Annotated in this window: 17 protein-coding genes; 8 read left to right on the top strand and 9 right to left on the bottom strand. The window is 73.6% G+C overall.

Translation table 11 applies throughout. The features are described 5' to 3' along the window. Window positions 1-154: 154 nt before the first annotated feature. On the top strand, window positions 155-1,243 hold the full coding sequence (sepH, locus tag ACN27D_RS17125; protein ID WP_421499482.1) for a septation protein SepH: 1,089 nt from the start codon (window positions 155-157) through the stop codon (window positions 1,241-1,243). Between the two features lie 63 nt (window positions 1,244-1,306). Then, the gene (locus ACN27D_RS17120) at window positions 1,307-2,293 is read left to right on the top strand and encodes an aldo/keto reductase (RefSeq protein WP_120571993.1); all 987 of its coding nucleotides are present in this window, start codon (window positions 1,307-1,309) and stop codon (window positions 2,291-2,293) included. Window positions 2,294-2,469: 176 nt separating this feature from the next. Here ACN27D_RS17120 and thpR read toward each other — a convergent pair whose 3' ends face one another. The 5 genes from thpR to ACN27D_RS17095 all read right to left on the bottom strand — a co-directional run bounded on the left by thpR (window position 2,470) and on the right by ACN27D_RS17095 (window position 6,958). Then, window positions 2,470-3,021 carry an RNA 2',3'-cyclic phosphodiesterase gene (gene thpR / locus ACN27D_RS17115; protein ID WP_421499481.1) on the bottom strand — a complete coding sequence of 184 codons (552 nt, stop codon included), beginning with the start codon at window positions 3,019-3,021 and terminating at the stop codon, window positions 2,470-2,472. A 4-nt stretch (window positions 3,022-3,025) separates the two neighbouring features. Beyond that, window positions 3,026-3,535 carry a hypothetical protein gene (locus ACN27D_RS17110; protein ID WP_013283716.1) on the bottom strand — a complete coding sequence of 170 codons (510 nt, stop codon included), beginning with the start codon at window positions 3,533-3,535 and terminating at the stop codon, window positions 3,026-3,028. 75 nt (window positions 3,536-3,610) lie between these two features. Further along, window positions 3,611-4,897: an MFS transporter gene (locus ACN27D_RS17105; RefSeq protein WP_120571995.1), complete on the bottom strand. Its 1,287-nt coding sequence runs from the start codon at window positions 4,895-4,897 to the stop codon at window positions 3,611-3,613. Window positions 4,898-4,965: 68 nt separating this feature from the next. Continuing rightward, window positions 4,966-5,415 carry a MarR family winged helix-turn-helix transcriptional regulator gene (locus ACN27D_RS17100; protein ID WP_030274920.1) on the bottom strand — a complete coding sequence of 150 codons (450 nt, stop codon included), beginning with the start codon at window positions 5,413-5,415 and terminating at the stop codon, window positions 4,966-4,968. Window positions 5,416-5,476: 61 nt separating this feature from the next. Continuing rightward, the gene (locus ACN27D_RS17095; RefSeq protein ID WP_421499480.1) at window positions 5,477-6,958 is read right to left on the bottom strand and encodes an NCS2 family permease; all 1,482 of its coding nucleotides are present in this window, start codon (window positions 6,956-6,958) and stop codon (window positions 5,477-5,479) included. A 94-nt stretch (window positions 6,959-7,052) separates the two neighbouring features. Here ACN27D_RS17095 and ACN27D_RS17090 point away from each other — a divergent pair, with 94 nt between their 5' ends. Further along, entirely contained in the window at window positions 7,053-7,316 is a 264-nt protein-coding gene (locus ACN27D_RS17090) for a DUF2530 domain-containing protein (RefSeq protein WP_421499479.1), read from the top strand. Window positions 7,317-7,320: 4 nt separating this feature from the next. Here the strand turns inward: ACN27D_RS17090 and ACN27D_RS17085 are convergent, their stop codons facing one another. Further along, complete coding sequence (locus ACN27D_RS17085; protein ID WP_120571996.1) at window positions 7,321-8,160, bottom strand: DUF3027 domain-containing protein; 840 nt, start codon at window positions 8,158-8,160, stop codon at window positions 7,321-7,323. An 87-nt stretch (window positions 8,161-8,247) separates the two neighbouring features. On the opposite strand from ACN27D_RS17085, the gene ACN27D_RS17080 reads away from it, so the two are divergent. Next, on the top strand, window positions 8,248-9,864 hold the full coding sequence (locus ACN27D_RS17080) for an MFS transporter (protein ID WP_047892540.1): 1,617 nt from the start codon (window positions 8,248-8,250) through the stop codon (window positions 9,862-9,864). Then, window positions 9,861-10,565, top strand: a complete 705-nt coding sequence (locus tag ACN27D_RS17075) for a futalosine hydrolase (RefSeq protein ID WP_421499478.1) — start codon at window positions 9,861-9,863, stop codon at window positions 10,563-10,565. The genes ACN27D_RS17080 and ACN27D_RS17075 overlap by 4 nt, the downstream gene beginning before the upstream one ends. 58 nt (window positions 10,566-10,623) lie before the next feature. Here the strand turns inward: ACN27D_RS17075 and ACN27D_RS17070 are convergent, their stop codons facing one another. Beyond that, complete coding sequence (locus tag ACN27D_RS17070) at window positions 10,624-11,607, bottom strand: NAD(P)-dependent alcohol dehydrogenase (RefSeq protein ID WP_421499477.1); 984 nt, start codon at window positions 11,605-11,607, stop codon at window positions 10,624-10,626. A 116-nt stretch (window positions 11,608-11,723) separates the two neighbouring features. Here ACN27D_RS17070 and ACN27D_RS17065 point away from each other — a divergent pair, with 116 nt between their 5' ends. Both ACN27D_RS17065 and ACN27D_RS17060 read left to right on the top strand, forming a co-directional pair. After that, a complete protein-coding gene (locus tag ACN27D_RS17065; protein WP_421499476.1) occupies window positions 11,724-12,434 on the top strand; it encodes a TetR/AcrR family transcriptional regulator in 711 nt (236 codons plus the stop codon). A gap of 34 nt (window positions 12,435-12,468) precedes the next feature. Beyond that, entirely contained in the window at window positions 12,469-13,299 is an 831-nt protein-coding gene (locus ACN27D_RS17060; RefSeq protein ID WP_013473740.1) for a 1,4-dihydroxy-6-naphthoate synthase, read from the top strand. Here the strand turns inward: ACN27D_RS17060 and ACN27D_RS17055 are convergent. Next, window positions 13,260-13,646, bottom strand: a complete 387-nt coding sequence (locus ACN27D_RS17055) for a cold-shock protein (protein WP_026267952.1) — start codon at window positions 13,644-13,646, stop codon at window positions 13,260-13,262. The genes ACN27D_RS17060 and ACN27D_RS17055 overlap by 40 nt on opposite strands. Before the next feature lie 28 nt (window positions 13,647-13,674). After that, on the bottom strand, window positions 13,675-14,298 hold the full coding sequence (locus tag ACN27D_RS17050) for an HAD family hydrolase (RefSeq protein WP_121686356.1): 624 nt from the start codon (window positions 14,296-14,298) through the stop codon (window positions 13,675-13,677). A gap of 37 nt (window positions 14,299-14,335) precedes the next feature. On the opposite strand from ACN27D_RS17050, the gene ACN27D_RS17045 reads away from it, so the two are divergent. Next, window positions 14,336-16,801, top strand: a complete 2,466-nt coding sequence (locus ACN27D_RS17045; protein ID WP_364806154.1) for a helicase-associated domain-containing protein — start codon at window positions 14,336-14,338, stop codon at window positions 16,799-16,801. The last annotated feature ends 1 nt before the right edge of the window (window position 16,802 follow it).

Below are 16,802 nucleotides of genomic sequence, written 5' to 3'. Positions count from 1 at the left end.
GGCCACCCACCGTGATCATTACCGCAGCTCAGTCACGACATGCCGGGGTGTCGCAGTCCCCATCGGCGGGTAGATGAGCGTACGGTGGTGCGAGACGCCCGGGTGGCCGGCTCCCGTGGCGTGACGGCCAGCGAAGCGGGACGGAGGCAAGCCCATGCGCCCAGTACGCTTCGTCGCCCTCTCCGAGGACGGCCAGGCCCTGGTGCTCGCCGACGAGGTGGGGCGCCTGCTGGCGCTGCCCATCGACGAGCGGATCGCGTCGGCGCTGCACGCCGAGCCGGGCGCCCCGCCGCTCGCGGTGGTGCCGAGCGCCACCGACCCGACGCCGTCGCTGTCCCCACGGGACATCCAGGCCCGGATCCGGTCCGGCGAGTCCGCGGAGGACGTCGCCCGCATCGCCGGTGTGCCGGTCGACCGGGTGCTGCGCTACGCCGGCCCGGTGCTCCAGGAGCGGGCCATGCTCGCCCAGCACGCCCGCCGCACCCGGCTCAAGGGCGCGGAGAAGCCGACCCCGCTGGCCGAGGTCGTCAACGGCCGGCTGGCCCAGCACGGCATCGACACCGAGAAGATCTCGTGGGACGCCTACCGCCGCGACGACGGCACCTGGCGGATCATCGCGACCTGGCCGTCCGGCAAGGCCACCGCGCAGGCGGTGTGGGATCTGGACAAGACCCGGCAGAACGTCGCCCCGCACGACGACATGGCGCAATACCTGTGCGCCGAGCGGCCCACGCCGATCCTCGGCCAGGAGCCGGCGCCGGAGCGGGGCGGCCACGCGCTGCCCGGCCCGTCGCGCGGTGAGCCGAGCCGGGGTGGGCACGGCCTGCCGGCCGCCTCCGACCACGCCCGTCCGGGGCGTGACCCGATCCGCGCCGGCCGGGACGCGCTGCTCGCCTCACTGGACCGGCCGCTCGGCGGCACGTCCGGGCGGGGTCTCGACAGCCGCTCCCCGGCCGCGCTGGCCGGGCAGGAGGCGCCCCGTCAGCGGGCCGTCGCCGGTGGTGCCGCCGCGCTGCTCGGTGGTGGGCAGGGTTCGGCCTTCGACGACGACTCGGACGCGCCGAAGGAGATCCCCGCCGTACCCTCGCTGGCCGTGCTGCGGCCCCGTCGCACCGGCCCCGCGGCGGCGACCGGCGGTGCGTCCGCCGAGTCCACCGACGCCGGTGGCAAGCCGCGCAAGCGGCTGCCGAGCTGGGACGACGTGCTGTTCGGCACCGGCCCGGCGGCCCGCGAATCATCCTGATCCATCGCTCCACCCTGGCTCGTCGGCAAGGCACTCGAAGTGCCGGCGTGCCAGGGTGGAGGCATGGAGTACACGAACCTGGGACGCACCGGTCTGTCCGTGAGCCGTCTCTGCCTCGGCACGATGAACTTCGGTCCGCAGACCGACGAGCCGGACAGCTTCGCCATCATGGACCGGGCGCTCGAACACGGGATCAACTTCTTCGACACCGCGAACGTCTACGGCTGGAAGCTCGGTGAGGGCGTCACCGAGCACATCGTCGGCCGCTGGTTCGCGCAGGGCGGCGGGCGCCGCGACAAGGTCGTCCTCGCCACCAAGGTGTACGGCAAGATGGGCGAGTGGCCCAACGAGCAGGGCCTGAGCGCCCGGCACATCATCCGGGCCTGCGAGGACTCGCTGCGCCGGCTCCAGACCGACACGATCGACCTCTACCAGATGCACCACATCTCCCGGACCACGCCGTGGGAGGAGATCTGGCAGGCGATGGAGACGCTCGTCGCCCAGGGCAAGGTGATCTACGTCGGCTCGTCCAACTTCGCCGGCTGGCACATCGCCCAGGCGCAGGCCGCCGCCGGACAGCGCAACTTCCTCGGCCTCGTCTCCGAGCAGTCGATCTACAACCTGCTGACCCGCCACGTCGAACTGGAGGTCGTCCCGGCCGCCCAGCACTACGGGCTGGGCATCATCCCCTGGTCGCCGCTGCACGGCGGGCTACTCTCCGGCATCATCCGCAAGATGGCCGAGGGCAGCGCGGCGCGCGGCACCACCGGCCGTTCGGCCGACGCGCTGGCCGAGCACCGGAACACCATCGAGGCGTACGAGAAGCTCTGTGCCGACCTCGGCCACGACCCGGCCGACGTGGCGCTGGCCTGGCTGCTGTCCCGGCCGGGCGTGACCGCCCCGATCGTCGGCCCCCGCACCATGGACCAGCTCGACCGCAACCTGGGTGCCCTCGACGTCCACCTGGACGAGCCCACCCTCACCCGCCTCGACGAGCTGTTCCCGCCCGTGGGCAACGGCGGCCCCGGCCCCGAGGCCTGGGCCTGGTAAACCCCGGCCCGCCCGCCCTCGCCCGCGCCCTCGCCCTCGCCCTCGCCCTCGCCCCGTTGATCTTGCACTTTGCGCCTCCACTCGGGGCGGTTCGGGTGTTTTGCCCGGGCACAAACTGCAAGATCGCGGGCGAGGGAGAGGGCGGGGGGCGGGGGCGGGGCGGGGGTGGGGGCGGGCTAGAGGGGCCAGGTGGTGACTCGGGTGTGGCGGGTGGGTGGGCCTGGGTTGCTGTGGACCAGGGTCAGGCGGTCGGCGGGCCAGTCCGGGCCGGAGTAGTCGCCCAGGGTCGCCAGGTCGGCGCGGAGCTCGGACTCGGGCACCCGGTCGCCGGGGCGGGCGATGGTCAGGTGTGGCCGGAACGGCTTGTCGTCGTAGGACAGCCCGGCCCCGCGCAGCCCGTCGCGGATCGACCGGGCGAGCGCGTCGAGCGCGTCGACCTCGCCACGCACGTCCACCCAGAGCACAGTGGACCGACTCTGACCGAATCTGCCGCCACCGGCGAGGCGTAGCCGCGGGGAGCGAGCCGACCGGGCGGCCGAGGCGAGCGCCGACTCCACATCGGGCAGCCGGACGTCCGGCACCTCACCGAGGAAGGCGAGCGTGAGGTGCAGGTTCGCCGGGTCGGCGAGCCGGGCGTGGCGGGCGGATGCGACCCGCAGGCCCTTGATCCGGGCGGTCAGGTCCGCGACCGCCACGGGAGGCGGGTAGATCGCCGCGAAGAGACGCACCCGGTCAGCGGTGCCGCTGGTGGTGCGCGGCGCGGGCGGCCGGCAGGGTCAGCCCGGCGGCGTGCAGCAGCCCTTCGACGCGTACCCGTTCGATCTCCCGGTCGACGCCGTCCAGCTCGGCCAGGTGTTCGGCGATGCCGAGCGCGTGACAGGCGGCGCGCAGCCGTTCGTCGTACGCCTCGATGACCGCGCCGTGCCACACCACGCTGCGGTCGGCGGCGGCGAGCCGGTGCCCGCCGAGCCGGCGCAGGTCGGTGGCGAGCTGTTCCAGCGGGCGGCGGCCGTCCTTGTCGAACTCGGTGAGGTCGATGTCGCGGGTCAGCGCCTCGGCCTCGATGGCCCGGTCGAGCCGCGCGATGGTGCGGCGTTCCCGTCGCTGCTCCCGCCACTCGGCCCATCCGCAGGCGACCCGATCGATGATCTCGTCGGCGCAGAACAGCAGCGCGAACAGGGCAGGCAGGCAGCAGACGGCGAGGATCGCCAGCGCCAGCAGCAGTCCCTGCCCCACTTCCACACATCGACGCTAAGCCCTGCCGCACCGGCCCGCCACCCGTTTGGGTAATCGGGCCGGTACGACCGGCTATCGGCGTTACTTGGCGCCGGGTGACACCACGTAGAAGCGGGGCATCGGCAGCACCCGCATGCGCAGCCGGGCGCCGGAGCGGCGCAGCTGCCAGGTGAGCGCCAGCAGCGCGGCGGTGAGCGAGATCAGACCACCGGCCCAGATGCTCGCGCCCGCGCCGTACGTCTCGGCGACCCAGCCGATCAGCGGCGCGCCGACCGGGTTGGTGCCCAGGAACACCAGCACCCACAGCGCCATCACCCGTCCCCGGAAGGACGCGTCGACACCGAGCTGTACGCGCTGGTTGGCGGCCTGGGCGAAGTAGATCATGAAGAACCCGGCGGGCAGCAGCAGCGTCACGACCATCCAGTACGCCGGGGCGAGCCCGACGAGCGTGCCGAAGACGGCGCAACCGATCGCGGCACCGAGCACGAGCCAGACCGAGGGCCGGCTGCGCCGTCCGGTGCCGGCCAGCGCCCCGACCAGCGCACCGGCCGCGAGCGCGGTGCTGAACAGGCCGAACGAGGCGGCGCCGGTGTTGAACACGGTCTTCGCGAGCGCGGCGAGGGTGAGCTGGAAGTTGAACAGGCTCATCCCGATCACCGACATGAGGACCATCGGCAGCAGGATGTCCGGGCGTCGTGCCACGTACCGGAGGCCGTCGACCACCCGGGCCTGGTCCCGCTCGCCCACCGGCGGCAGTTCCTTGCGGTGCAGCTCGTCGGTACGCATCCGGACCACGTTCACCAGCGGGGCGATCGAGCTGAGCGCGGTGACCAGGAAGACCGGGCCGACGTCGACGACGGCGATGGCCAGGCCGGCGACGGCCGGGCCGACGATCCGGGCGGAGTTGAACACGGCCGCGTTGAGCGAGAGCGCGTTCGGCAGCAGCGGCATGCCGACCAGCTCGGAGACGAACGCCTGCCGGACCGGCGTCTCGACCGCGTTGGACACGCCGAGCAGGGCGGCGAACGTGAAGACGTGCCAGAGCTGCACCAGGCCGGTGAGGACCAGGATGCTCATGGCCAGCGCGAGCACGGTCCAGAACGCGTTGGCGACGAAGAGCAGCATCCGCTTGTCGTAGCGGTCGGCGAGCCGGCCGGACAGCAGCGTGAGCAGGAGTACGGGCGTGAACTGCAACGCGGTGACCACGCCGAGTGCGGTCGCGGAGTTGTCGCTGAGCTCGAGGACGAGCCAGTCCTGGGCGATGAACATCATCCAGACGCCGATCAGTTTGATCAGCTGTCCGGTGGCGAAGAGCCGGTAGTTACGGACTCGTAGGGACTGGAACATCGTGCTCAGCTTGGCCTGCACTCTAGGTGCGCCTCCTTGCGTCGGTACGCTTCATCCACAGCTGACGAAGCGAACCGCGGGCGGCGGTGTCAGGCGCGAGCGATGCCCTGGAGGATGTCCGCGGCACGCCGTAGCGTTTCGCGTTCGTCCTCGGTCAGCGCGGCCAGCCGGGTGGCCAGCCACTCGTTGCGGGCCCGCTCGAACTGGTCGAGTACGGCCCGTCCCCCTTCGGTCGCCGCCAGGATGACCTGCCGTCCGTCGGTCGGATGGGGAGTGCGCTGCACGAGGCCGCGCTCCTCCAACTTCGCGACGATCTTCGTCATCGTGGGCGGCTGCACCCGTTCGACATCAGCCAGTTCCCGTGGCGTGAGGGCGCCCGCCAGATTGAGGCTGGTGAGCGCCGACAGCTGGGTGACCGTGAGGTCGCCCACCGGCCGGGCCTGTCGGACCCGCCGGTTGAGCCGGGTGATCGCATCTCGCAGCTGAGGCGCCAGCTGCGCCGGTGGCACGCGTTTCGCCGTCACCGTCCGCTCCGTCACACTCGTTAGCTTAACTAATGAGCCTGGCTAACGACATGCGTTATGACCAGGCTCACCAGCGTCAGAGCAACACGGACTCGACCGGCCCGCGCAGGAAGTACACGATGAACAGCACGGCGACCCCGTACAGGAGCGGGTGGACCTCGCGGGCCTTACCCTTGGCTACCTTCAGCAGCACGAAGCTGATCACGCCGGCCCCGATGCCGTTCGAGATCGAATAGGTGAACGGCATCAGCGCGATGGTGAGGAACGCCGGGATGGCGATCTCGTAGTCGGTCCAGTCGATCGTGCGGACCGCCGTCATCATCAGGAAGCCGACCACCACCAGCGCCGTCGAGGCGGCCTCGAACGGCACGATCAGCGACAGCGGCGCCAGGAACATGGCGAGCAGGAACAACCCGCCGGTGACCAGGTTGGCCACACCGGTCCGGGCACCCTCCGCGACACCTGCGGCGCTCTCGATGTACGACGTGTTGCTGGACACCGAGGCCGCGCCACCCGCGGCGGCGGCGATCGAGTCGACCAGCAGAATCTCCTTGGCCTTCGGCGGGGTGCCCGTCTCGTCGAGCATGTCCCCTTCCTGGCCGATCGCGACCATCGTGCCCATGGTGTCGAAGAAGTCCGTGATCAGCAGCGTGAAGATGAACATCAGCGGCACCAGCCAGCCGACCCGGCTCCACGAGTTCAGCACGTTGAACTGGCCCAGCAACGACAGGTCGGGCAGATCCACGATCTGCTTGGGCAACTCGGGCACGTTCAGCGCCCAGCCCTTCGGGTTCGGCTTGCCGTCGACGAAGGACGGGCCGATGTTGGCGATCGCCTCGACCACGATGGCCAGCACGGTGGAGGCCAGGATGCCGATCAGGATCGCGCCGCGGACCCGGCGTACCACCAGGACCAGCGTGATCAGCAGGCCGACCACGAAGACGAGCATCGGCCAGCTGACGATCTTGCCGTTGATGCCCAGCCCGACCGGCACCGTGGAGTTCGCGGCGTCCGGCACGCGCCGCACGAAACCGGCGTCGACCAGGCCGATGATGGTCAGGAACAGACCGATACCGACGCCGATCGCGGTCTTGAGCTGCGTGGGCACCGAGCGGAACACCGCGGTACGCAGTCCGGTGAGCACCAGGATGCCGATCAGCACACCCTCGATGACCACCAGGCCCATCGCGTCCGCCCAGGTCATCTGCGGCGCGATCTCGTAGGCGACGAGCGCGTTCACGCCCAGACCGGCCGCGAGCGCGATCGGGAACCGGGCCACCACGCCCATCAGGATGGTCATCAGACCGGCGACCAGCGCGGTCGCCGCGGCGAGCGCCGGGATGGCCAGCGAACGGCCGTCGCCGTCCTTACCGCTGCCCAGGATCAGCGGGTTCAACACCACGATGTACGCCATCGTGAAGAACGTGGCGAAGCCGCCCCGCAGCTCCCGGCTCAGCGTCGACCCGCGCGCCGAGATCAGGAAGAAGCGGTCGAAGGCGTTTCGTGGATGCGCGGGATCGGGCGGCGTGCCGTGATCCGGCGGCGGAGCAATGGACATGGGGTCCTCATCTAGGTCATCGGCCGGGTTTTGTCGCGCGCATCGTCCCAGATCACCTGGCGGACAGGGAAGAACGATCACGTACGCTGGGCCGGTGTCACAGGAGCAACAGCCGCGGCCGGAGCCGCTCGACCCGCCGATGGTGCCGTTCGCCGTCGCCGGGCTGATCGCCTGGGCGGTGGCCGGCCTGGTGCTACTGGTCTTCTTCCGGGACTGGCTCACCGAATCCGGGCGTCAGAACTGGCTCTGGACCTGCCTGGCCGGTTTCCTGTGGGGCTTTCCCGGCCTCGCGGTGATGATGCGGCACGACGCCAACCGGCGTCGCCGGCGCGCGGCTGACGCGCAGCGACAGCGCTGACCCGTCAGGGGTGGCCGTACGGCTCCGCCGGCTCGGCCGCCTCCACCGAGCCCGGGGCCCGGCTGACGGTCATCGCCTCGACCGCGCTGTCGTCGTAGACGGTGGGCAGCTCGTCGACGGGCGTCTCGGCCGACTCGATCATCGTTTCCGAGTGCGCGCCGCACCCGTGGTCGGCGCTCACCACGCGGCCGTCGTCCGGGGCGTAGAAGTTGCCGCAGGCGCCGAACGCCAGGCGCAGCGAGCCGGCGAGCGGCAGGTAGAAGCCGCAGGTGCCACAGCGGGCGGCGGCCGGCGCGGCGACCGAGATCGCGGCGTCCGGGCCGTGGTCGCCGTCGTACCAGCGCTGGGCGGCCTCGGCGCGGCCCTCCCGGGACAGCACCCGGGGCCGGCCCAGGCCCAGCTCCCAGGCGGTCTCCTCCACTGCCGGGTCGTCGGAGAGCAGGTAGCCGGGGGCGAGCCGCTCGTCGTCGGCCGGGGTGGGCAGCAGGTCGCCCGGGCCCAGGTCGCCCGGCTTGAGCCGCTCCTGCCAGGGCAGCCAGCCGGGAGCCAGCAGCGCGTCCGGGCCGGGCAGCAGCACCGTCTCGCAGATGGTGACGTGCCGGCTGCGCGGCACCCGGGTCACCGTGACGGCCCAGCGCCAGCCGCGGTAACCGGCCATCCGGCATTCGAAGTAGTGGGTGACGACCCGGTCGCCCTCGGCGACCGCCTGGAGATGATCACCGATGTCGGTGGGCTCCACCTCGGTGATCGCGTCGCGGGCCACCTCGACGGCGGCGGCGCAGACCTGGTCGAGCCGGGGAGCGCGGGCGGAGGCGGGCCTGGTCACCGGACCATTGTTCCCCATGCCCGTCCACGGGCGACAGGCACTCCCCGGAGTCATTCTCTCCGGGTGATGCGGCGCACGTGGAAAGGATGGGCGAGGATGGGACGCATGGCGCTGTCCTCCCGCTCCGGCCGCTCCTTCCTCGGGCGGACCGTCGGCACCGGCATCCGCGCCACCCGGCTGCTGCTGCGGGGCTCGCTGCACGGCGGGCGCTGGATGACCCGGCGGGCCGGCACCGCCCGGGCCCGCAGCGCCGGCAACGAGGTGGGCATGGTCCGCCTGTTCGATCTGCACGCGCTCTCCTGCGCCGGTGACACGCTCATCGCGATCGGCCTGGCCGGGACGATCTTCTTCGACGTGCCGCTGGGCGAGGCGCGCAACAAGGTGGCCCTCTACCTGCTGGTGACCATGGTCCCGTTCGCCATGCTCGCCCCGGTGGTCGGCCCGCTGCTCGACCACTTCCGCCACGGCCGGCGGTACGCGCTCGCCACCACCATGCTCGGCCGGGCGTTCCTGGCCTGGCTGATCTCCGACTACATCGGCGGCTTCGGGCTCTACCCGGCGGCGTTCGGCGTGCTCGCGCTCTCCCGGGCGTACGGGGTGGCCCGCTCGGCGGCGGTCCCCCGGCTGCTCCCCGAAGGGCTCGGGCTGTCCCAGGTCGGGGCGCGCGCGAGCGTCTACGGCACGGTGGCCGGTGCGCTCGTAGCGCCGATCGGCCTGGCCGCGTTCTGGTTCGGGCCGCAGTGGCCGCTGCGGGTCGCCTCGGTGATCTTCCTGATCGGCATGGTGATCTCGCTCCGGCTGCCGCCGAAGGCCGACTCCGAGCCGCCGGAGCGGATGCCGCACCCGCTGCGCGCGATGCGCCGCCGCGACGGCGAGCGGCCGCTGGGCCGGGGCCGTCCCAGCGGCCGGCTGGTGATCGCCACGCTGATCGGCGCGGCCGCGCTGCGCGGGCTCTACGGCTTCCTGCTGCTGTTCCTGGCCTTCGCGATCAAGGCCGGTGACCTGACCACCGACTTCTTCGGCCGCGACCTCGGCGCCCAGGGCGCACTGGGCCTGGTCGGCGGCGCGCTGGCGGTCGGCACGTTCCTGGCCACCGCGATCGGCACCCGTCTGCGCATCCACCGGCCGACAGCGCTCCAGTCCAGCGGCACGATCGTGGTGGCCGGTGTGGCGGTGCTCGCCGCGCTGAAGTTCTCGCTGCCCATGGTGGCGCTGCTCTGCCTGGTGGCCGCGATGATGAGCGGGATCGCCAAGCTCGCCGTGGACGCCTCGATCCAGGAACGCATCCCGGAGCGGCTGCGCGCCAGCTCGTTCGCGCACTCGGAGACCGCGCTGATGCTGGCGTTCGTGGCCGGGGGCGGGCTCGGGCTGGTGCCGTTCACCGGGCTGATCGGCGTGACGGTCGCCGCCGCGGTGGCCGCGCTGGTGGCCGTACGCGGAGTGCTGGTCGCGGGCAAGCTGCGCGGTGAGCATCTGGTCGGCCGTCCGCTCGGCGACCAGGAGCTGGCGGCGGAGCAGGCCACCCGGGCCGAGGAACCGGCCGCCACCTCGTTCGACGATCCGGCGCCCACGTCACCGGCGCCCCAGCGTTCCGGCCCGCCGCCGGACGACGACGGGCTGGCGCCGCCCGGCTTCCACATCTACCGGCCGTCCTCATCGGTGGGCGGGCCCGGCGGCGTCGAGGACACCGAGCGCCGCGATCCCCGGGGGCCGGTGGCGTGACCGGTCTGCTCGTGGTCACGGCCGTGCCGGCCGAGGCCGAGGCGATCCGTGCCGGCCTCGCCGCATCGACCGCACCGGCACCGTCGGACGGGACAGTGCCGTCGGACGGGACAGTGCCGTCGGACGTGACGGTGCTGCCGGTCGGGGTCGGCCCGGCCGTGGCCGGGGCCGCCACGGCACGGCTGCTGGCGCTGGCCGAGGCGGCCGGGCGGCCGTACCGGGCGGTGGTCAGCGCGGGCATCGCCGGCGGGTTCGCCGGCCGGGTCGCTGTGGGCGGCACGGTGCTCGCCGACCGCAGCGTCGCCGCCGACCTCGGCGCCGAGTCGCCGGCCGGTTTCATCCCGGTGGAGGATCTCGGCATGCCTCCCGAGCTGCTGGGCGGCGGCCGGACCGTGCTCGCCGATCCGGCCCTGCTGGCCCGTCTGCGCGCCGCGCTGCCGGGGGCCACGGTCGGCACGGTGCTCACCGTCAGCACGGTGACCGGCACCGCCGCCAGCACCGCGGCGCTCGCCGAGCGGCACCCGGAGGCGGTGGCCGAGGCCATGGAGGGGTACGGCGTGGGGGTCGCCGCCGCCCACGCCGGTGTGCCCTTCGCCGAGCTGCGGACCGTCTCCAACCCGATCGGCCCGCGCGACCGGAGCGCGTGGCGCATGCGCGAGGCGTTCGCCGCGCTCACCGCCGCCGCTGCCGCCCTCCACTGATCTTGTCCACCTGTGGACAACCCTGTGGACAACCCGTCGGGCTGGGGACAGCGGAGCCTCAGACCGTGATGACGACCTTGGCGCGCGCGTGCTCGCCTTCGAGGTAGCGGACGGCGTCGGGCACCTCGCGCAGCGGGTAGGTGCGGTCGACGACGGGGGTGAGGCGGCCCGCCTCGGCGTGCTCGCGGAGCGCGTCGAGGTGCGCCCGGCCGGGTGAGGTGGCGAGGACGACGACGCGCTGCCGGACGAACGGCGCCGTCAGCCGTCCGCGGGCCAGCAGCCCGATCGGGCCGAGCAGGCTGCCGCCGCGGTAGACGCCGCCGCCGGAGAGCACGAGCGTCCCGGAAGGCGTCAGTGTCCGCCGCAACGCCGTGAGGGAGCGGTTGCCGACCAGGTCGAACACCACGTCGTGGCGGTCCCCCGCGCGGGTGAAGTCGTCGCGGGTGTAGTCGACCACGTGGTCCGCGCCGAGTGAGCGGACCAGCGCGACGTTGCGGGTGCGGCACACGCCGGTCACGGTCGCGCCGAGCGCCTTCGCGAGCTGGATGGCGAGCGTGCCGACGCCGCCCGACGCGCCGTTGATCAGGAGGCGGTGACCGGGCCGGACCTGCCCGGCGTCGCGCAGCCCCTGGAGCGCGGTGACGCCTGCCAGCGGCAGGGCCGCCGCCTGCGCCGGGGTCAGGTTCGCCGGCCGCGGCGCGACCAGGTGCTCGGGTACGCGCACGTACTCGGCGAACGCGCCGTCGGCCTCGCCGAGGTCGCCGAAGACGGCGTCGCCGGGGCGTACCTGCCGCACCTGGGTGCCGACGGCCTCGACCCGGCCGGCGAAGTCGCGGCCACGGACGCGGGTCCGGGGCCGCCCGAGGCCGAGCGCCAGCCGCGACAGCCGGGGGTCGCCGCGCATGACGTGCCAGTCGTACGCGTTCACCGCGGCGGCCTCGACCCGGACGAGGACGTCACCGGGGCCGGGCTCGGGCGTCTCGACGTCGGCGAGCGTGAGTGTCTCCGGGGGGCCGTACCGGTCCTGGACGATCGCCTTCATGTCCCGCTCCCTCCCAGGTGTACGGCGTACACCGTGATGGGACCAGGCTAGGTGTACGCCGTACACCCGTCAAGACGGTTACTGTGTCAACGGCCACCGGGAGGACTGGGGACGACATGGCTGAGCAGGTGGAGACGGTGCGCCGGGCACCCCTGACCAGGGACCGCGTCCTGCGTGCCGCCGTCGCGCTCGCCGACCAGACCGGGATCGAGTCGCTCAGCATGCGCAACCTCGCGCAGGACCTGGGCGTCGTGCCGATGGCCCTCTACAAGCACGTCGCCAACAAGGACGAACTGCTCGACGGAATGATCGACATCGTCGTCGGGGAGATCGACCCGCCGGCCGCCGGCGACTGGAAGCAGGCGATCCGCCGGCGCGTCCTGTCGGCGCGGCGGATGCTGCTCCGCCACCCCTGGGCGTCGCTGGCGATCGAGTCCCGGACCATGGCTACGCCGGCCGTGCTCGCGTACCTCGACTCGACGGTCGGCGCGTTGCGGGCGGGCGGGTTCTCCACCGACCTGGCCCACCACGTCATGCACGCGCTGGGCAGCCGGGTGCTGGGCTTCAGCCAGGAACTGTTCGACGCCTCCCGGCAGGCCGGCCGGTCCGGCGCGACGGCGCCCGAGGCGCCGGCCGACCTGCCGCCGGAGGTGGCCGCCCGGTTCCCCAACCTCGCGGCCGTCGCCACCGCGGCGTCCCACGACGGCGACTCGGTCGTCGGGCCGGGCTGCGACGACCAGTACGAGTTCGAGTTCGCGCTGGACCTGCTGCTGGACGGCATCGAGCGGCTGCACCGGAACGGCTGGACGTCACACCGGACGGGGTGACGGGTCAGCCGGACGCCGGGGTTACGGTGGGACCGTGGCGCTCTCCCTGGCGATCTCCCCCTGCCCCAACGACACGTTCGTCTTCGACGCCCTGGTGCACGGGCGGGTGCCGGGCGCACCGGCGGTCGAGGTGACATACGCGGACGTCGACGTCACCAACACCGCCGCCGAGCGGGGCGCGTTCGACCTGGTGAAGGTCAGCTACGCCGCGCTGCCGTGGCTGCTCGACGACTACCACCTGCTGCCCTGCGGCGGCGCGCTCGGCCGCGGCTGCGGCCCGCTGGTGCTGACCCGTGGCGACCGGACCGACCTGTCCGGCGCGACGGTGGCGGTGCCCGGCGAGCGGACCACCGCGTACCTGCTGTTCCGCCTCTGGGCGGCCGACCAGGCCCCGGCGCGCATCGAGGTGGTGCCGTTCCACGAGATCATGCCGGGCGTGGCCGCCGGCCGGTACGACGCGGGTCTGGTCATCCACGAGGCGCGCTTCACCTACCCGCGGCACGGGCTGACCGCGCTGGTCGACCTGGGCGAGTGGTGGGAGGGCGACACCGGGCTGCCGATCCCGCTCGGCGCGATCCTGGCCCGCCGGGGCGCCGTCGACCCGGTCGAGGCCGCCGCCTGGATCCGCGAGTCGGTACGGCAGGCGTGGGCCGACCCGGAGGCCAGCCGGGAGTACGTCCTCGCGCACGCGCAGGAGATGGAGCCCGACGTGGTGGACCGGCACATCGGCCTCTACGTCAACGAGTTCACCGCCGACCTGGGAGAGGCCGGCTTCGCCGCCGTGGAGGCGCTGCTGGGCCGGGCCGCCGACGCCGGGCTCGTCCCTCAGACCTCCAGCTCGCGCGCCACCGCGTGGACCAGCTGAGCGATCTTCTGGGCGGTCTTCCGATCCGGGAAGCGACCGCGGCGCAGGTCCGGCTGGACCTTCGCCTCCAGCACCTTGATCATGTCTTCGACCAGGCCGTGGAGTTCCTCGGCCGGCCGGCGGCGCAGCTCCGCCACCGACGGCGGCGCCTCCAGCAGCTTGACCCCCATCGCCTGGGCGCCCCGCCGGCTGTCGACCACGCTGAAATCGACCCGCTGGCCACCCTTCAGGTCGGCGACACCCGCCGGTAGCGCGCCCTTCGGCAGGAACACGTCGCCACCCTCGTCACTGGTGACGAACCCGTACCCCTTGGCGGCGTCGTACCACTTCACTCGACCCGTCGGCACCTGTTGAACCCCGCTCCACTCGAACCGTCTACCCCTCCAAGGCTAGCCCGATGATCCGGTCCAGCGCCCTCGGGAATTCGACGAGATCATCAAGCACCAGGTACGCCCCGGCCTCGGTCAGTTCGTCGGCCGTGCACGGGCCGGTCGCCACCGCCACGCCCGGGATTCCCGCGGCCCGCGCGGCGGCCATGTCGGCCACGTGGTCGCCCACGTAGAGGGTGGCGCCGTGCTCGCGCAACGCGACCGCCTTCTGCTCGGCGAACACGTCCCCGGCCAGCTCGTCCACCGGCAGCCCGAGGTGGTCCAGGTGCAGCTTCGCCAGCCGGCCCATCTTCGCGGTCACCACCATCGTCCGGCCGCCGCGCGCGTGCACCGCGCGCAATGCGGCCTCCGCACCCGGCATCGGCACGGTCGGGGTGATCGCGTACGCCGGATACAGCTCCCGGTACAGCGCCACCGCCTCCTCCACCCGCTCCGGCGGGAACCAGTGCGCCAGCTCGGTACGCAGCGGCGGGCCCAGCCGGGAGACGGCCAGTTCCCCGTCCACGTGCACGCCCGTGCGCGCGGTCAGTGCCCGGAACGCGGCGGCGATCCCGGGCCGGGAGTCGACCAGGGTCATGTCGAGGTCGAAGCCGACCATCAGCGGAGACATGCCGAGAACCTACCCAGCGGGCTAGCGTGGTACGACGATGACCACCTCACTCGCCGACCACCTGCGGGCCCTCCCCGACGAGTCGCTTGCCGCCCTGCTCCAGCTGCGGCCCGACCTCGTCGTGCCGGTGCCGGCCGACGTGTCCGCCCTCGCCCTGCGCGCCCAGTCCCGGGTCTCCGTGGCCCGGGCGCTCGACGGGCTGGACCAGTTCACCCTCCAGATCCTCGACGCCGCCCGGCTCACCCGGAGCCCCGAGGGCGCCACCTCCACCGACCAGATCCTGGCCATGGCCACCGCCGGGCCGCAGCCGCCCGCACCGACGGCGGTCCGCGCCGCCGTCGACCGGCTCCGGGCCCGGTTCCTGCTGTACGGCCCCGAGCACGACCTGTGCGTGGCCGGCGGCATCGACGAGGTGTCCCCGTACCCGGCGGGGCTGGGCCGGCCGGCGGCGGAGCTGGACCCGCGCGCGGCGGCGCTCTGCGCGGACCCGGCGAAGCTGCGGCGGACGCTGCTGTCCGCGCCGCCCTCGGCCCGGGCGGTCCTGGACCGGCTCGCCGCCGGGCCGCCGGTCGGGACCGTCGCCCCCGGTGCGCTGGAGGCCCCCGCCACCGGCGCCGAGGACGTGCTGCCACCCGACCTGGTCAACGGCGGAGCGCCGACCGGTTCCCCGATCCGCTGGCTGGTCGAGCACCGGCTCCTGGTCCGGATGTCCGGCGGCCGCAACGGCACCGTCGAGCTGCCCCGCGAGGTGGGGCTGGTGCTGCGCCGCGACGCCGGTCCGCTCGGCCCGCTGCGCACCGGCCCGCCGGTGGTGTCCGGCCCGCCGCGCGAGGTCAAGTCCGTCGACTCGGCCGGGGCCGGGCAGACCATGGAGATGGTCCGGCACACCGAGGCGATGCTGGAGGCGCTGACCGCGGAACCGGCACCGGTCCTGCGTTCCGGCGGCGTCGGCGTACGCGACCTGCGGCGACTCGCCCGTGGCCTCGGGCTGGACGAGCCGACCACCGCGCTGCTGTTCGAGGTGGCGTACGCGGCGGGGCTGACCGGGGAGATGGAGCTGACCGGCGCGGCCACCACCCGGTACGGCGGCGACCAGCAGATCCTGCCCACCGGCGGATACGAGGTGTGGCGCGCGGTGTCGCTGGCCCAACGCTGGGAGCAGCTCGCCCGCGCCTGGATGTCGATGCCCCGCCAGGCCGGCCTGATCGGGCAGCGCGACGACCGGGACCGGCCCATCTCGGTGCTCTCCGCCGAGGCGGAACGGGCCGGCGCGCCGGCCGCCCGGCGCGCGGTGCTGGCCGTGCTGGCCGACCTGCCGCCCGGAACCGCGCCGACCACCGACGAGGTGCTGGAGCTGCTGGACTGGCGCGCGCCCCGGCGGGCCCGAGGGCGGGAGGCGGCGCACCGGGAGGTACTGGCCGAGGCCGCCACGCTGGGCGTGACCGGGCTCGGCGCACTCACCTCGTACGGGCGGCTGCTGCTCGCCGAGCTGACCGAGGCCGACGAGCGCGGGGACGACCCGCTCGGGTTGCGCTCCGACGCCGAGTCGGGCGACGCGTCGACGACCGTACGGGCGCTGGACGGGCTGCTGCCCGCACCGGTCGACCACGTGCTGGTGCAGGCCGACCTGTCAGTGGTGGTGCCCGGCCCGCCCGACCCGGCGCTCGCCGCCGAGCTGGACGTGGTGGCCGAGCACGAGTCGGCGGGCGGAGCCAGCGTGCACCGGGTCACCACGGCGAGCATCCGGCGGGCGCTCGACGCCGGCTACACCGCCGACGACCTGCACGCGCTGTTCCGCCGCCGCTCGCGTACCCCGGTCCCGCAGGGCCTGACCTATCTGGTCGACGACGTGGCCCGCAAGCACGGCGGGCTGCGCGTCGGGTCGGCCGGCGCGTACGTGCGCAGCGACGACGAGGCGCTGCTCACCGAGGTGCAGGCGGACCGGCGACTGGAGCCGCTGGCGTTCCGCCGGCTCGCGCCCACGGTGCTGGTCACCCCGTACCAGGTCAACCGGATGCTCACCGCGCTGCGCGACGCCGGGTACGCCCCGGTGCCCGAGGACGCCAGCGGAACGATGGTGCTGGCGCGGACGAAGACCCGGCGGGCGCCGGCCCGTACCGCGATCGGCCGTGCGGTGGACCCGCTCGCCACGCCGAAGCTGCCGATGCCCCGCCTGCTCGGCGTGGTGGAGCAGATCCGCCGCGGCGAGGCGGCGGCCCGGGCGGCACGACGGGCCCCGGCGGTGGTCCGCGGCGCCCCGGCGGCGACGGGTGGTCCCACGCCCGTGTCCGGGCACGGCGACGCGCTGGCGGTGCTCCAGCAGGCGGTACGGGACAAGGCGCTGGTCTGGGTGGGCTACGTCGACGCGCACGGGGCGACCGCGTCCCGGCTGGTCCGCCCGGTGTCCATCGGCGCCGGCTACCTGCGCGCCGAGGACGACCGGACGGAGATGCTGCACACGTTCGCGCTGCACCGGATCACGGCCGCCGTGCTGGAGGAGTGAG

Origin of the sequence: Micromonospora sp. WMMD1274 (genome assembly GCF_049179035.1) — a bacterium.
Lineage (GTDB): Bacteria > Actinomycetota > Actinomycetes > Mycobacteriales > Micromonosporaceae > Micromonospora > Micromonospora tulbaghiae.
Note: the sequence above shows the minus strand (reverse complement) of the source record. Positions and strands in the feature narration are given on the sequence as shown.

Excerpts from the sequence above, each read along its gene's own strand:
- sepH (WP_421499482.1), top strand. The coding sequence starts at position 155 with ATGCGCCCAGTACGCTTCGTCGCCCTCTCCGAGGACGGCCAGGCCCTG.
- ACN27D_RS17120 (WP_120571993.1), top strand. The coding sequence starts at position 1,307 with ATGGAGTACACGAACCTGGGACGCACCGGTCTGTCCGTGAGCCGTCTC.
- ACN27D_RS17095 (WP_421499480.1), bottom strand. The coding sequence starts at position 6,958 with ATGTCCATTGCTCCGCCGCCGGATCACGGCACGCCGCCCGATCCCGCG.
- ACN27D_RS17085 (WP_120571996.1), bottom strand. The coding sequence starts at position 8,160 with ATGGGGAACAATGGTCCGGTGACCAGGCCCGCCTCCGCCCGCGCTCCC.
- ACN27D_RS17080 (WP_047892540.1), top strand. The coding sequence starts at position 8,248 with ATGGCGCTGTCCTCCCGCTCCGGCCGCTCCTTCCTCGGGCGGACCGTC.
- ACN27D_RS17070 (WP_421499477.1), bottom strand. The coding sequence starts at position 11,607 with ATGAAGGCGATCGTCCAGGACCGGTACGGCCCCCCGGAGACACTCACG.
- ACN27D_RS17065 (WP_421499476.1), top strand. The coding sequence starts at position 11,724 with ATGGCTGAGCAGGTGGAGACGGTGCGCCGGGCACCCCTGACCAGGGAC.
- ACN27D_RS17050 (WP_121686356.1), bottom strand. The coding sequence starts at position 14,298 with ATGTCTCCGCTGATGGTCGGCTTCGACCTCGACATGACCCTGGTCGAC.
- ACN27D_RS17045 (WP_364806154.1), top strand. The coding sequence starts at position 14,336 with ATGACCACCTCACTCGCCGACCACCTGCGGGCCCTCCCCGACGAGTCG.